Below are 13,976 nucleotides of genomic sequence, written 5' to 3'. Positions count from 1 at the left end.
CGCTGCGGGGCGTCCCGGGTGCGCGCCGGCGCACGTCCCGCGGGTGACCTGCACGCACGGTCACCGACCGCCCCAATCTACCCTCCTTCGGACCGGGTTCCGGTCACGCTCGGCGAGCGGTGGCCGGGCCGGCCCCGCCGGTGTCGGCCCGAACGCACGGGAGGGTGGCCGATGTGCCAAGGTGTCCCTAGGGCGCGGGGTGACGCCCCGCGTCCGGGAGGCGCTGTTTCGACGGGAGTGCGGGCGAGGTGCACATCGTGATCATGGGGTGCGGCCGCGTGGGGTCCACGCTGGCGCACACACTGGTGGACCTGGGGCACACGGTGGCGGTGATCGACCAGGACCCCGAGGCGTTCCGGAGGCTGCGCGGGGACACCGCCAAGCACGCGGTCCGCGGGATCGGCCACGACCGGGAGGCGCTGCTGGCCGCCGGGATCGACCGGGCGCGGGCGTTCGCCGCGGTGAGCAACGGGGACAACTCCAACATCATCGCGGCCCGGGTGGCGCGCGAGACGTTCGGGGTGGAGCACGTGGTGGCGCGGATCTACGACCCGCGGCGCGCGGAGGTGTACCAGCGGCTGGGCATCCCCACCGTGGCGACGGTGCGGTGGACGGCGGACGCGATCCTGCGCCGGATGGTGCCGGGGGACGACCGCCTGACCTCGGGCCCCGAGTGGCAGGACGCCTCGGGGACGCTGGCGATGACGGAGGTCGCCCTGCCCGCCGGCTGGGCCGGCCGGACCGTCGCCGAGGCCGAGGAGGGGGTGCCGGTGCGGGTGGTCTACCTGACCCGGAGCGGGCGGATCGTACTGGCCGCCGCGGACGTGGTCCTCGAGGAGGGCGACGTGCTGCACGCGGTGGCCGACAGCCGCGACCTGGACGGCCTGTCCGGGCGGCTGCACCGGCACGGGGAGGTGTAGCGGTGCGCATCGCCATCGCGGGTGCCGGGAGCGTGGGGCGCTCCATCGCCACGGAGCTGGCGGGCAACGGGCACGACGTCCTGCTCATCGACCGGGACACCCGGGCGATCGGGGTGGACGACCTGCCGCAGGTGGAGTGGCTGCTGGCGGACGCCTGCGAGCTGTCCACACTGGAGGACGCCCGGCTGGGCGACTTCGACGTCGTGATCGCGGCCAGCAGCGACGACAAGGTGAACCTCGTGGTGTCCCTGCTGGCCAAGAGCGAGTTCGGGGTGGGCCGGGTGATCGCCCGGATCAACGACCCCGTCAACGAGTGGCTGTTCAACGACTCGTGGGGGGTGGACCTGGCGGTGTCGCCGCCGCGGCTGATCGCGGACCTCGTGGAGGACGCCCCGGAGGAGGAGCCCTTCGACGAGGACACGCTGCCACCGCTGCCGGGTGCGGAGATCGCCGAGTCGGTGCTGCGGGCGGGGAGCCCCTTCGCCGGGCGGCCCGAGGACGAGCTGGCCGCCGCCCTCCCGGAGGGCGTGGCGCTGGTGGCGGTCGTGGGCCCCGAGGGGGTGCGCCCGCCCGGTTCCGGGCGGACGCTGGCGGTGGGCGACACGGTGGTGTTCCTGGCCGAGCCCGAGTCCCTGGCCCCCCTGGAGGGGGTCCTGGGGCCGACGGGCGGGGAGACCGGGGCATGAGGTGGGGGCGCGCCCGGGCGCGCCCCCGGTCCGCGGGACCCCGGTGTCCCGGTCAGTCCTGCGCGGGCCGCTCGGCCAGCGGGGTGCGGCCGCGGGCCAGCACCCACACCATCGCCGCGAACGCCGCGACCTGAAGCGGCCAGCCCATGGCGACCTTGGACAGGCCCAGCGCAGCGAACGTGCTCGCCCCGCCGTAGGTGGCGGCCGCCCACAGCGGGTACTGCACGACCACGCGGATGACACAGGGCAGGACGAGCAGCCAGGTGAGCTTGGAGGCGAGCGAGACCACGGCGGGGTTCTCCCGCCAGGAGGTGAAGTCCTCCCGGTGCCCGATGAACGGGCCGATCATCAGGCCGATGGCCGGCCAGCGCACCAGCACCGACAGGCTCAGCACCACGGCGTACACGGCGTTGTAGATGATGCCGGGCAGGAACGCGTCGGCGGCGTTGCCGCTGCGCATCGCGAACACCGCGGCGATGCCGATGCCGAACAGGCTGGTGACGACGTACTGCACCGAGGAGCGCTGGACCAGTCGCAGCACGCCCAGCAGCAGGGCGGCGACCACGCCCAGGCCGATGGACAGGCGCAGGTCCGAGCCGATGATGTAGGAGATGGTGAACGTCAGGGTGGGGACGGCCGCCTCGACCATGCCCCGCTTGCCGCCCAGCGCCTTGGCGAGCTGGGAGCGGACCAGCGCCTCGACGGTGTCCTCGGTCACGGCGGGGGGCCGGGCCTCTTCGGGTTCCCTGCCGGTCCCCTCGTCGGCGCGCTGCTGCTCAGTCATCTGCTCCCGGTCCGCTCCGCGTCGTCGGTGCCGTCCCCGGTCGGGGGCGCACGGTCATGATGCCCCAGACTACGCGACCCGCGGCCGCGCGCCCGGCCCCCGCCGGGGCGCTATAGGAGGGTTCGCCCGTGTGTGCGGGGTATGGTCCGTGCGGGTTCTCACCGACTTCTCACCGGCCGGAGCGGGCGGGTGACCCTGGCCTGCGGCGTCGGCACTCCGTACGCTGGCCCCGGAGAACCACCGATCCGAGGAGCCCGATGTCGTCCATCCCCCTCCCCCGGCGGGACCACCTGGAGTTCGCCGCCGCACTGGACCGGGAGCTGATCCATCCCGGCGCCTCACACGCGTGGTCCCCCCACTCCGTCGGCACCGTCCTGGCCCTGCTGGCCTCGGGTGCGTCCCACCGGACCCTGGCCCAGATCGTCTCACTGATCGGCCGCGACTTCGCCGGGCAGCTGCTCGACCTGGACGCCTCGGCGGCCCCCGAGCCCGGGCTGGACCTGGCCGTGCTCAACGGCCTGTACGTGCCCGCGGACCTGCCGCTGCGCCGGACGTTCGTGGACCACGTGCGCGCCCGGGGCGGATCGGAGATCGCCAACGTCGACTTCCGGGGCGACGCCGAGGGGGTGCGCCGGTACGTCAACGGCCGGGTCGCCCAGGTCACCCGCGGCCTCATCGACCAGCTGCTGCCCCCGGGGCTGCCACCGCCCGACGTGCGCCTGCTGCTGGTCAACGCCCTGTGGGTGAAGATGGCCTGGCAGGAGCCGTTCAAGCCGGCGCACACCAGGCCGGCGACGTTCCGGGCGCCGGCCGGGCCCAGACCCGTGCCCACCATGCACCGCACCGCCAGGCTCGCGCTGGCCCGAGCGCACGGGTGGAGCCTGGTCACCCTCCCCGGCAGGCACGGCCTGGTCCTGGACGTGCTGCTGCCCGACGCCGCCTCCCCCACGCCGCCCCCGCTGGCCCCGGACCTGCTGGCCGCCCTCTACCGGGCCCAGGCCCCGGCCATGACGAAGCTGGCCCTGCCCCGGTTCACGGTGCGCACCAGCGTGTCCCTGCTGGGCCCGCTGACCCGGCTGGGCCTGAAGGAGATGCTCACCCCCCAGGCCCGGTTCGACGCCATCAGCCCGCAGCCGCTGGCGGTGAGCGAGATCCTGCACCAGGCGGTGCTGCGCGTGGACGAGAAGGGTGCCGAGGGGGCCGCCGCCACCGGGGTGATGATGCTGCGCGCGGGCCTGCCGGCGCGGGCGGTGGAGTTCACCGTGGACCGGCCCTTCGTGTTCGCCCTGCGCCGCGGCGCCTCGGTGCTCTTCCTGGGCCGGGTCACCGACCCCGTCGACCCCGGCCCCGCCGCCTGACTCCGGCCCCCGCGTCCCGAACCCTCCACACGGAAGGCCAGCCATGGCAACGGAACCCGACCCCGACCACCTGCACTTCGCCCTGTCCCTGGAGGACTCCCTGGCCGAGCCGGGTGCCTCGCACGTGTGGTCGCCGCACTCGGCGGCCACGGCGCTGTCGCTGCTCGCGGCGGGGGCCTCCGGGGAGGTGCTCGCCGTGCTGACCCGCCTGCTGGCGGCGGAACGGGGCTCCCCGGAACCGCACACCCGCGCCCTGGACGCGGCGGTGTCGGCCGACGCCGTCGACTCCCCCCTGGGCGGGGCGGGTGGCTGGGGGCCGCCCGTGGCGGACGTCCCGCCGCTGGACCTGGCCTCGGTGAACGACCTGTACGTGCGGGCCGACCGCACGGTCCTGCCCGGGTTCGCCGAGAAGCTGGCCGGGCGCCCGGCCTCCGCGGTGCGCCGTGCGGACTTCGCCGCCGACCCGGAGAAGGTGCGCGAGGAGATCAACTCCGCCGTCGCGGAGGTCACCCGGGGCATGATCCCCGACCTGCTCGCGCCCGGCAGCGTCACCGCCGGCACCGAGTCGGTTCTGCTCAACGCCCTGTGGGTGCGGCTGGTGTGGATCCGTCCGTTCGACTCGGCGCGCACCGAGAAGCGGGTGTTCCACGCCCCCGGCGGCGACCGGCGGGTGCCCGCCATGCGCCTGACCGACCACTTCCGGACGGCCGAGGCGGCGGGGCTGCGCATGCTCACCCTGGCCGGGCACCACGACCTGTACCTGGACGTCGTCCTGTCCGAGGAGGGCGGAACGGAACCGCCGCGGCTGACCGCGCGGTCGTACCGGGCCCTGCTGGAGTCGCTGCGGTCGGAGCGGGTGGACGTCGCGCTGCCGCGCTTCCGGGTGGAGAGCGGCTTCGAGCTGCTGCCCCGGCTGCCCGGGTTGGAGGCCACCGCGGGCCGGCCCGGCAGCGGCCTGTCCGGGATCACCGGAGAACCGCTCCGGGTGGACGCGATCATCCACCGGGCGGTGCTCAACGTCGACGAGGTCGGCGCGGAGGGCGCCGCGGCGACCGCGGTGATGGCGGTGGCGGGCGCGGTGATGCCCCGGCGGCCGCGGGAGTTCCACGTGGACCGGCCGTTCGCGTTCGTCCTGCGCCGCGGCTCCGCGGCCCTGTTCCTGGGCCGGATCACGGACCCGAGGGACCCCGGCCCGGCGGAGCCGCTGAAGCACGCCTGGTGAGCGGTCGGCCCGCACCGGTCGGTGCGGGCCGCGGCTCCTCAGACCTCGAACACCTCGAACCCCGTGGCCAGCGGCACGCCCGCCCACTCGCCCGCGGCCCGGGCCATCTGCGGCAGGAACGCCTTCTGGTCGAAGCCCTCCAGGTTGGACAGGTAGACCTCGTGCGCGTCCAGGGAGGCCACACCGGCCGCCAGGTCGTCCTCCGACAGCTCCACGAAGTGGGAGGCCTGGGGCGAGGCGCCGAAGGCGACGAAGCGCACCCCCGACCAGGGCTCCAGCCCGCCGGTGAGCTGTTCGGTGAAGACCCAGCGGTTGGCGGCGTCGCGGACCGCGTCGAGCAGGGCCGGGCCCAGCACGCGGTGGTCGGCGTGGTTGAACCCGCTCCCCCCGGCGAACCGCTCGCGGAAGTTGATCGAGACGACCACCTCGGGCCGGTGCCTGCGGATCGCCTCCGCCAGGGCGCGGCGCAGCGGCAGCCCGTACTCCAGCATGCCGTCGGGGAAGTCGAGGAACTCCACCACGGTGGCGCCCACCGCGGCCGCTGAGGCGCGCTGCTCGGCCATCCGCAGCGGGGCGCACTCCTCGGGCGCGATGCCGTCGATGCCCGCCTCCCCGCGGGTGACGAGGAGCTCGACGACCTCCTTGCCCTGGCGGGTCCAGCGGGCGATCGCCGAGGAGCTCCCGAACTCCAGGTCGTCGGGGTGGGCGACCACGGCCAGGGCCCGGGTCCAGTCCTCCGGCAGGGGCACGGGTGCACTGTCGTTCGTCATGGGCCCACCCTACGGAAGGAACGCCCCGCCGGGCGAGACCCCGGGCACGGGAACGCCCCGGAGCCGGTGCTCCGGGGCGGTTCCGCGACGGGGCCCCAGGCCGTGTTTTTCGAACCTCCGCTCCGCTTCGGTTCGCGTTCGGCGCCTGTGGAAGGCGGGAACCCTCGGCCCCACGGGAACGTCCTCGTTCCCCGGACATCCCATCCGGGCCTGCCGAACCCCGCCGGCGCCTCACACACCCCCCGCGGAACAGGACGGCACTCGAAAAACAGACCCTAGGCTTCCGAGGACCCGTTGGGCGAGGCGCCCGGGCCGCGGGGCGGAGCGCCGTTGGGCGAGGCGCCCGGCGCACCCTGCTGTGCGGCCCGGCGGGCCTGGGCCTGCTGGGCCGCGCGGGCCTGGGCGATCTTGGCCGCCTGTTCCTGGACCTGCTTGGGCACGTTGATCGGCAGCAGCTCGCCGGGCGGGACAGGCTGGTCGCCGCGCACCACGATGACGTCGGAGAACAGCTTCTCCACCTCGGCCATCACCTCCGGCTTGGACGCGCCCTCGCCGCGGATGACGCCGCGCAGCACCCAGCGCGGGCCGTCCACGCCGATGAACCGCACCCGCTGGGCGAGCTGGCGGCCGTCCTCGGTGGTCCGGCCGGGCACCGGCACCAGCGCCTTGAGCTCGGGGCCGAAGGTGCCGTCGTGGTCCTCGACCTTGCCGCCCTGCTTCTCGACCTGCTCGCGCAGCTCCTGGCGCATGTCGTCCCACAGGCCCGACGACTTGGGCGCGGCGAAGGCCTGCACCTGGACGGCGCTCTTGCCGCGCACCAGAGTCACGCCGATGGCCTTCTGCTTGCCCTGGGCGTCCTGGGCCAGGTTGACCTGGATCTCGGTGCCCTGCTCCTGGGGCACCCGGATCCCGCCCAGGTCCATGCGCCTCATCTCGGGGGCGTCCTCGGCGGCGTCCCACGGCCCGCCGGCCCGGTGCCGGTCGGCCTCCTTGAGCGGCTCGGCGCTGGGGCCCGCTGCGGCTCCGGGGTGCACCTCGTTGTCGAAGGAGACGGCGCCGGCGGCACCCTCCCGGGAAGCCCCGGTTCTGCCGGACTCTTCTTCTTTCCGCTTCTTGCGGCGGCGTCCAAACACGCCCTCACCTCTTCGTTCTCCGTTGGTCCCGGGGTCGCACCGGGTCGGGGACGTGGTCACCGCTGCGCGGCGTGGCCCCCGGTCGAACCGAAACCGCCCGCTCCGCGCACCGAGTCGGGCAGGGTGTCCGCCTCGACGAACACCGCCCGCTCCACGCGCTGGATCACCAGCTGCGCGATCCGGTCGCCCCGGCTGAGCTTCACGGGGTTCGCGGAGTCGGTGTTGAGCAGGGTCACCTTGATCTCGCCCCGGTACCCGGCGTCCACCGTGCCCGGGGCGTTGACGATCGTCAGCCCGCAGCGCGCCGCGAGCCCCGACCGGGGGTGCACGAAAGCCGCGTACCCGTCCGGCAGGGCGATGGCCAGGCCGGTGGGGACGGTGGACCGCTCCCCGGGCGCGAGGACGGTGTCCACGGCGGCGTACAGGTCCGCGCCCGCGTCTCCGGGGTGTGCGTACTCGGGCAGGGGGAGGCCGGGGTCCAGGCGGTGGACCGTGATCGGGATCCGACCGCCTTCCAGGGATGCGCTACTCACATTCGCCGAGCCTATCGCTCCCGGGGCGGTACCCCGGCGTCCGACCGCGCCGGTTCGGGCCCGCCGCCCCGTTTCCGTCAGCGGGTGTCCGCGGGATCCCCGGCCGCTCGCCCCGGGCCGCCGGGGGCACGGCCGAGGAAACGCGTCGCGGCCGGGGCGGTGGTCCGCCCCGGCCGCGACGGCGCACACCTCACGCCCGGGTGTCGGGCTCCTCCGCGGCCTCCGGGAGGGTGACCTCGACGGTCAGCTCGGCGTCGTCGGTGGCCTGGAAGTCGATCCCGGCGGCCCGTCCGGCCGCGGCGATGTCGGCGGAGGCGGCCCGGGCCGCCTCCACGCGCTTGCCGGTGACGCGGACCAGCTCGACCTCGGCCCGCATGGACAGCTTGGCCTCGGACTTGGCCTTGCGGACGGCCCGCAGGACCTCGGCGGTGGCGGTCAGCACGACGGGGTCGCCGTCGGCGGCCGCGGCCCGGTACTCGGCGGCGTCCGGCCAGGACTGGGCGTGCAGGGAGCCCTCCTGCCACCAGCTCCAGACCTCTTCGGCCACGAAGGGGACGAAGGGGGCGAAGAGCTTGTGCAGGGCGCCCAGCGCGATGAGCAGCGCGGCGCGCGCGGAGGCGCCCTCGGCCGATCCGGTGTCGTAGGCGCGGGCCTTGACCAGTTCCAGGTAGTCATCGCAGAAGTCCCAGAAGAACCGCTCGGTGCGCTCCAGGGCCCGGGTGTGGTCGTAGGCGGTGAACGCCGCGGTGGCCTCCTCCACGACCTCGGCCAGGGTGGCGAGCATCGCGCGGTCCAGCGGCTCGGTGACGCGCGCCGGGTCGGCGACCGCGTCCTCGCCCGCGACGGACATGACGAACTTGCTGGCGTTGAGGATCTTGATGGCCAGCCTGCGGCCGACCTTCATCTGCCCCTCGTCCATGGCGGTGTCGGTGCCCAGGCGGCCGCTGGCCGCCCAGTACCGGACCGCGTCGGAGCTGTACTTCTCCAGCAGCGCCAGCGGGGTGACGACGTTGCCCTTGGACTTGGACATCTTCTTGCGGTCCGGGTCCAGGATCCAGCCGGAGATGCCGGTGGTGTGCCAGGGCAGGCTGTCGTTCTCGAAGTCGGCGCGCACGACCGTGGAGAACAGCCAGGTGCGGATGATGTCCTGGCCCTGGGGGCGGAAGTCCATCGGGAAGACGCGGCGGAACAGGTCCTCGTCGCGCTCCCAGCCGGAGGCGATCTGCGGGGACAGCGACGAGGTGGCCCAGGTGTCCATGACGTCGGGGTCGCCCATGAAGCCGTTCGCGCGGCCGCGCTGGTCCTCGGTGTACCCGGCGGGCGCCTCGGAGCTGGGGTCGACGGGCAGCTGCTGCTCGGTGGGCAGGATCGGCTCGTCGTAGCGCGGGTTGCCGTCGGCGTCGAGCGGATACCAGACCGGGAAGGGGACGCCGAAGAAGCGCTGGCGGCTGATGAGCCAGTCGCCGTTGAGCCCCTCGACCCAGTTCTCGTAGCGGGCCCGCATGTGCTCGGGGTGCCAGGTGAGCTGGCGCCCCCGCTCGACGAGCCGCCGGCGCAGCTCCTCGTCGCGGCCGCCGTTGCGGATGTACCACTGGCGGGTGGTGACGATCTCGAGGGGCTTGTCGCCCTTCTCGTAGAACTTGACCGGGTGGGTGATGGGCTTGGGGTCCCCGACCAGGTCGCCGCTCTCGCGCAGCATCTCCACGACGCGCTCGCGGGCGGTGTGGACGGTGGCGCCGACCAGGCGGTCGTAGGCCTCGCGGGCCGCGCCGGACTCCAGGCCGGCGGGCGGGTCGGCGAGGATGCGCCCGTCCCAGCCGATGACGGGGCGGGTCTCCAGCTGGAGCTCGCGCCACCAGGTGACGTCGGTGGTGTCGCCGAAGGTGCAGATCATGGCGATGCCGGACCCCTTCTCGGGGTCGGCGAGCCGGTGCGCCCTGACCGGGACCCCGACACCGAAGACCGGCGTGGTGACGGTGGTGCCGAACAGGTCCTGGTAGCGCTCGTCGTCGGGGTGGGCGACCAGGGCGACGCAGGCCGGGAGCAGCTCGGGGCGGGTGGTCTCGATGTGGACCGGGGTGCCGTCGGGCTTGTGGAAGGCGACCTTGTGGTAGGCGCTGGGCCGTTCGCGGTCCTCCAGCTCGGCCTGGGCGACCGCGGTGCGGAAGGTGACGTCCCACAGGGTGGGGGCCTCGGCCATGTAGGCCTCACCGCGGGCGAGGTTGCGCAGGAAGGCGCGCTGGGCGGCGGCACGGGAGTTGTCGTCGATGGTGGCGTAGGTGTGCCGCCAGTCGACGCTGAGCCCCAGCCGGCGCCAGATCGACTCGAAGACCTTCTCGTCCTCGGCGGTGAGCCGGTCGCACAGCTCGATGAAGTTGCGGCGGGAGATGGGGACCTGCCGCTTGGGGTCGGGCTTGGCCGGGGGCTGGAAGTCCGCGTCGTAGGGGACCGACGGGTCGCAGCGGACCCCGTAGTAGTTCTGGACCCGGCGCTCGGTGGGCAGGCCGTTGTCGTCCCAGCCCATGGGGTAGAAGACGGCCTTGCCGTTCATGCGCTGGAAGCGCGCGACGGTGTCGGTGTGCGTGTACGAGAAGACGTGGCCGATGTGCAGCGACCCCGAGACCGTGGGCGGCGGGGTGTCGATGGAGTAGACGTCCTCGCGCTCGGCCGTGCGGTCGAAGTGGTAGACGCCGGACTCATCCCATACGTCGACCCACTTCGCCTCGATACCGTCCAGCGAAGGCTTGTCGGGCATGCGGAAGGAATGAGAGCGGTTGGTCATGGGGCAATGGTAGTGCGCTCCGGAGCGTGATCGCTCCTGGTTTCCCGGCACGGCACACCCTGGTGCGCCGCCCTCCCGGTCCGCTCCGGCGCACCGCCGCGGCGGCCCGGGAGCGGGCCCGGGAGCGCGCGGGCGGCCCCGCGGACCGGGACGCCCCGCGGGGCCGTGTTCTTTCGAACCCCCGCTCCGTCCCGCCCGTGGAGACGGGAAGGCCCCCGCCGGACGGCCTACGGCCGCGGTCTCCTCCCCGAAGGCCTCTCCTCCGGGCCTCCGAGACCCCGCCGGCGCCTCGCCGACCCCCGCGGAGCGGACCGACATCCGGGGAACAGGCCCGAGACGCGGGGGCGCTCGCGTGAAAGGATCGTTGGGGTAGACCATGGGGGTGACGGGCGGTCCGCCGCCCGTGCCCGTGCACACGACAAGAACGGTGAACGATTCACATGGCTAAGAAGGACGGCGGTGACGTCACCCCGGTCCTGTTGGGCTTCGTGGCCGGGTTCGCGGCCGAGTTCGTCATGCGCAAGGCTCTGACCTTCGCGTGGACCCGCGCGACCGGCGAGGAGCCGCCCACGGACCTGGAGTCCCCCGACGTGAGCCTGGGACAGGCCCTGAGCTGGGCCGTCATCGCCGGTGTCGGCGTAGAGGTGGCCCGGGTCCTGGCCGTGCGCACCGCCCGCAAGGGCCTGCACCGGACCGCGCCCGAGGTATTGGAGTCCTGACCCGGCCGGGGTCCGCCCCGGAAAACGACGACGGTGGGCGGCCCACCGCACCGTGTACTCCGTGCGGTCGGCCGTCCACCGTCGTCGGTGCCGGACCCGGTGCGTGCGCGGCCCCTCAGGGGTCGGCGCGCCGGGCGCCCGGGGAAGGGACGGTACCTCGACCGTCCCGACCGGTCAGGTGCATTCCTTGCAGACCAGCTGTCCGGCGCGCTGCTCGGCGAGCTGGCTGCGGTGGTGCACCAGGAAGCAGCGCGAGCAGGTGAACTCGTCGGCCTGACGCGGCAGCACCCGAACCGCGAGCTCCTCGCCCGACAGGTCGGCACCGGGCAGCTCCATGCCCTCCGCGACCTCGTCGGGGTCGATGTCGATCGTGCCGGTGCCCTTGTCCACGCGCCGAGCCTGAAGCTCCTGAAGGCTGTCCTCGTTGATGTCCTCGTCAGTCTTGCGCGGGCTGTCGTAGTCGGTGGCCATCTCTGCTAACTCCATCCCCCTCGTTCAGTGCCTCGTCGCGCGGGTAGTAACGCTTGAGAGACCTCGGTTGTGCCCGGTTCGGCCGATGAGTTTTCCCGATACCGGTGAACCGTGCCCCCTCCCGGGCCACCGCTCACAGGTCAGCAGCACTTTTTGCGGGACCGTGTCCGAAGGCGGCCAGAAGAAGCGCCGCTTTCGGCCCGGTTTCCCCTGGAGTACTACCCGGTATCGGGTGCCCCGTAGACCTGGAAAAGCCGTTTCCGCCCACCCCGGACAAAGCGCGGATCACTCCCCCACCGCGGGCGAAAACCGAAGACATGCCCACGTCAGGAGGGATTCCCTCCGTGTCCACGCCCGAGGCAGCATACCCACCCGAGCTCGGCGCACGTGACCCGGATGGGCGTGTCTTCGGACACGTATAGATACCACGAAGCGTGGCGTGACGCAGCTTGGGCCCTATTACCTCGCCTCAGGGGATATGTTCGGCCGGTCGAAAGGGCCCGGTTCAGCGCCGTTCGGGCGTCTCGCCTGATGGGACGGGAAGGCAGACCGTGATCACCAGTCCGCCGCCCGAACGCGGCCACGCGGTGACCACGCCTTCGTGGGCGCGCACCACCGAGCGGACGATGGACAGGCCCAGCCCGGCGCTGCGGCCCGATCCCACCCGGTCGCCCGAGCCCCGCCGGAACGGCTCGAAGAGGCCCTCGATCTCGTAGGCGGGGATCACCTTGCCGGTGTTCTCCACCTGCACGGCCGGGCGTCCCTCGTACAGGCCGCTGCGGACGGTGATCTCACCGTCGGGGACGTTGTACTTGAGGGCGTTCTCCACCAGGTTGGCGACCAGCCGCTCCAGCAGGACCGGGTCGCCCACGACCACGGCCGGGCGCAGGTCCTTGCGCAGGGCGAGCCCGGACTCGGCGACGTCGGCGGAGAGCTGGCTGAGCACCGTCCCGGCCACCTCGCCCAGGTCGACGCGGGCGCGCACCTCCAGCTCGCGGTCGCTCTTCGCGAGGAAGAGCAGACCGTCGATGAGGCGCTCGTGGCGGGCGTTGGTCTCCAGCAGGGTCCGGCCGACGGACTTCAGGTCGGGGGAGGCGTCGGGGGCGCTGAGCGCCACCTCCAGCAGGGTGCGGTTGATCGCCAGGGGCGTGCGCAGCTCGTGGGAGGCGTTGGCGACGAACCGGCGCTGGCCGTCGAAGGCGCGGTCCAGGCGTTCGAGCATGCCGTCGAAGGTGTCGGCCAGTTCGCGGATCTCGTCGTCGGGCCCGGACAGCGCGATGCGCTCGTGCAGGTCGCGCTCGGACAGGCGGCGGGCGATGCGGGTGATCTTCTGCAGCGGTGACAGGGCCCGGCCCGCCACCGCGTACCCGAGGGCCACCGCGAGCAGTCCCACCAGGAACAGCGCCAGCAGCGAGAACCGGGTGACGTGGGTGAGGACCTCCTCGATGAGGTACCCGTGCGCCGCCAGCTCCGCCGCGCTGTCCTCGCTCAGCAGGGCGTTGAGCAGAACCGCCACGATGAGGTAGTTGACCAGGACCAGCACCGAGCCCGCGGCGAAGAACAGCATCCCGTAGATGAGCGTGAGCCGGGCGCGCAGGCTGAGGTTGTCGGCGAACCGGTGGACCCGCTCGGAGGCCGCCGACCGCTCGACCGCCGGACGGGCCGGGTCGGCGGTGCTGAGGCTGCGCCACGTGCCGGTGTCCCCCGGGCGGGTGGGCTCCACTCCGCCGTTGTGGGCGGGGGCCGCGGTCCGCGGCCCCCCGGGGTGCGGGGGGTCGTCCGGTCCGGGTGCTCTCACAGCCGGTACCCCGCGCCGGGCACGGTCTGGATGACCGGCGGGGTGCCGAGCTTCTTGCGCAGGGTCATGACGGTGACCCGCACGACGTTGGTGAAGGGGTCGGCGTTCTCGTCCCAGGCCTTCTCCAGCAGCCCCTCGGCGCTGACCACGGTGCCCTGGGCGCGCATGAGGACCTGGAGCACCGCGAACTCCTTGGGTGTCACGGAGATCTCCCGGCCGTCCCGGTGGACGCGGTGGTTGGCCGGGTCGAGCGTGATGCCGTGCCGCTCCAGGACCGGGGGCAGCGGCGGGGTGGAGCGCCGGGCCAGCGCCTGCACGCGGGCCACCAGCTCGGGGAAGGCGAAGGGCTTGGCCAGGTAGTCGTCGGCGCCCAGGCGCAGGCCCTCGACCTTGTCGTGGACGGCGTCGGAGGCGGTGAGCATCAGGATGCGCCCGTTGTAGCTCTCGGCCACCAGGGTGCGGGCGACGTCGTCGCCGTGGGTGCCGGGCAGGTCGCGGTCCAGTACGACGACGTCGTAGTCGTTGACCGCGGTGTGCTCCAGGGCGGTGTCGCCGTCATAGACCACGTCCACCGCCATGGCCTCGCGGCGCAGGCCCACCGCCACGGCGTCGGCCAGGACACGCTCGTCTTCGACCACGAGTACACGCACGTCAAGTCCTCTTCGGTACCTGGGAGAAAAGGGGCCGCTGCCGGCGCATCCCCCAACACACCGGCAGCGGCGTTCTCGGTCCCGGCCGCGTCAACCGTTCTCTCACGGCGGGGGTAAGGAGACGGTAAACCCGTCGCGCCGTCGGCGCGA

General features: G+C 73.5%; 13 protein-coding genes. 5 read left to right on the top strand and 8 right to left on the bottom strand.

Annotation, left to right across the window (positions count from 1 at the left end; genetic code table 11):
* Positions 1-248 precede the first annotated feature (248 nt).
* Entirely contained in the window at positions 249-920 is a 672-nt protein-coding gene (locus ACSUPR_RS26350) for a potassium channel family protein (RefSeq protein ID WP_436887405.1), read from the top strand.
* Positions 921-922: 2 nt separating this feature from the next.
* Entirely contained in the window at positions 923-1,606 is a 684-nt protein-coding gene (locus tag ACSUPR_RS26345; protein WP_436887404.1) for a potassium channel family protein, read from the top strand.
* Between the two features lie 52 nt (positions 1,607-1,658).
* Here the strand turns inward: ACSUPR_RS26345 and ACSUPR_RS26340 are convergent, their stop codons facing one another.
* Positions 1,659-2,390 carry a DUF3159 domain-containing protein gene (locus tag ACSUPR_RS26340; RefSeq protein WP_436887403.1) on the bottom strand — a complete coding sequence of 244 codons (732 nt, stop codon included), beginning with the start codon at positions 2,388-2,390 and terminating at the stop codon, positions 1,659-1,661.
* 257 nt (positions 2,391-2,647) lie between these two features.
* Here ACSUPR_RS26340 and ACSUPR_RS26335 point away from each other — a divergent pair, with 257 nt between their 5' ends.
* Positions 2,648-3,748 (top strand): serpin family protein, encoded by a 1,101-nt coding sequence (locus ACSUPR_RS26335; protein WP_436887402.1) that lies wholly within the window; start codon positions 2,648-2,650, stop codon positions 3,746-3,748.
* A 43-nt stretch (positions 3,749-3,791) separates the two neighbouring features.
* Positions 3,792-4,970 (top strand): serpin family protein, encoded by a 1,179-nt coding sequence (locus tag ACSUPR_RS26330; RefSeq protein ID WP_436887401.1) that lies wholly within the window; start codon positions 3,792-3,794, stop codon positions 4,968-4,970.
* Positions 4,971-5,008: 38 nt separating this feature from the next.
* Here ACSUPR_RS26330 and ACSUPR_RS26325 read toward each other — a convergent pair whose 3' ends face one another.
* From ACSUPR_RS26325 to valS, 4 genes are all read right to left on the bottom strand, one after another.
* Positions 5,009-5,740, bottom strand: coding sequence for a PIG-L deacetylase family protein (locus tag ACSUPR_RS26325; protein ID WP_436887400.1), 732 nt, complete (start codon positions 5,738-5,740; stop codon positions 5,009-5,011).
* A gap of 275 nt (positions 5,741-6,015) precedes the next feature.
* Entirely contained in the window at positions 6,016-6,873 is an 858-nt protein-coding gene (locus ACSUPR_RS26320) for a DUF3710 domain-containing protein (protein ID WP_436887399.1), read from the bottom strand.
* A 56-nt stretch (positions 6,874-6,929) separates the two neighbouring features.
* Positions 6,930-7,406 carry a dUTP diphosphatase gene (dut, locus tag ACSUPR_RS26315; RefSeq protein WP_436887398.1) on the bottom strand — a complete coding sequence of 159 codons (477 nt, stop codon included), beginning with the start codon at positions 7,404-7,406 and terminating at the stop codon, positions 6,930-6,932.
* Between the two features lie 190 nt (positions 7,407-7,596).
* Positions 7,597-10,188, bottom strand: coding sequence for a valine--tRNA ligase (valS, locus tag ACSUPR_RS26310; protein ID WP_436887397.1), 2,592 nt, complete (start codon positions 10,186-10,188; stop codon positions 7,597-7,599).
* 440 nt (positions 10,189-10,628) lie between these two features.
* On the opposite strand from valS, the gene ACSUPR_RS26305 reads away from it, so the two are divergent.
* The gene (locus ACSUPR_RS26305; RefSeq protein WP_436887396.1) at positions 10,629-10,907 is read left to right on the top strand and encodes a DUF4235 domain-containing protein; all 279 of its coding nucleotides are present in this window, start codon (positions 10,629-10,631) and stop codon (positions 10,905-10,907) included.
* 174 nt (positions 10,908-11,081) lie between these two features.
* On the opposite strand, the gene ACSUPR_RS26300 is transcribed toward ACSUPR_RS26305, so the two are convergent.
* From ACSUPR_RS26300 to ACSUPR_RS26290, 3 genes are all read right to left on the bottom strand, one after another.
* Positions 11,082-11,378 carry a DUF4193 domain-containing protein gene (locus ACSUPR_RS26300; RefSeq protein ID WP_436892155.1) on the bottom strand — a complete coding sequence of 99 codons (297 nt, stop codon included), beginning with the start codon at positions 11,376-11,378 and terminating at the stop codon, positions 11,082-11,084.
* 505 nt (positions 11,379-11,883) lie between these two features.
* On the bottom strand, positions 11,884-13,101 hold the full coding sequence (locus tag ACSUPR_RS26295) for a sensor histidine kinase (RefSeq protein WP_436887395.1): 1,218 nt from the start codon (positions 13,099-13,101) through the stop codon (positions 11,884-11,886).
* Between the two features lie 71 nt (positions 13,102-13,172).
* Positions 13,173-13,826 carry a response regulator transcription factor gene (locus ACSUPR_RS26290; RefSeq protein WP_436887394.1) on the bottom strand — a complete coding sequence of 218 codons (654 nt, stop codon included), beginning with the start codon at positions 13,824-13,826 and terminating at the stop codon, positions 13,173-13,175.
* Positions 13,827-13,976: the final 150 nt, after the last annotated feature.

This window comes from Nocardiopsis dassonvillei, assembly GCF_964273065.1.
GTDB lineage: Bacteria > Actinomycetota > Actinomycetes > Streptosporangiales > Streptosporangiaceae > Nocardiopsis > Nocardiopsis dassonvillei_B.
The sequence above is the reverse complement of the archived record's forward strand: the minus strand, read 5'-3'. Positions and strand labels throughout refer to the sequence as shown.

Bases quoted from the DNA above. Each gene is read 5' to 3' on its own strand.
- ACSUPR_RS26340 (WP_436887403.1), bottom strand. From the start codon at position 2,390: ATGACTGAGCAGCAGCGCGCCGACGAGGGGACCGGCAGGGAACCCGAA.
- ACSUPR_RS26335 (WP_436887402.1), top strand. From the start codon at position 2,648: ATGTCGTCCATCCCCCTCCCCCGGCGGGACCACCTGGAGTTCGCCGCC.
- ACSUPR_RS26305 (WP_436887396.1), top strand. From the start codon at position 10,629: ATGGCTAAGAAGGACGGCGGTGACGTCACCCCGGTCCTGTTGGGCTTC.
- ACSUPR_RS26325 (WP_436887400.1), bottom strand. From the start codon at position 5,740: ATGACGAACGACAGTGCACCCGTGCCCCTGCCGGAGGACTGGACCCGG.
- ACSUPR_RS26330 (WP_436887401.1), top strand. From the start codon at position 3,792: ATGGCAACGGAACCCGACCCCGACCACCTGCACTTCGCCCTGTCCCTG.
- ACSUPR_RS26300 (WP_436892155.1), bottom strand. From the start codon at position 11,378: ATGGCCACCGACTACGACAGCCCGCGCAAGACTGACGAGGACATCAAC.
- valS (WP_436887397.1), bottom strand. From the start codon at position 10,188: ATGACCAACCGCTCTCATTCCTTCCGCATGCCCGACAAGCCTTCGCTG.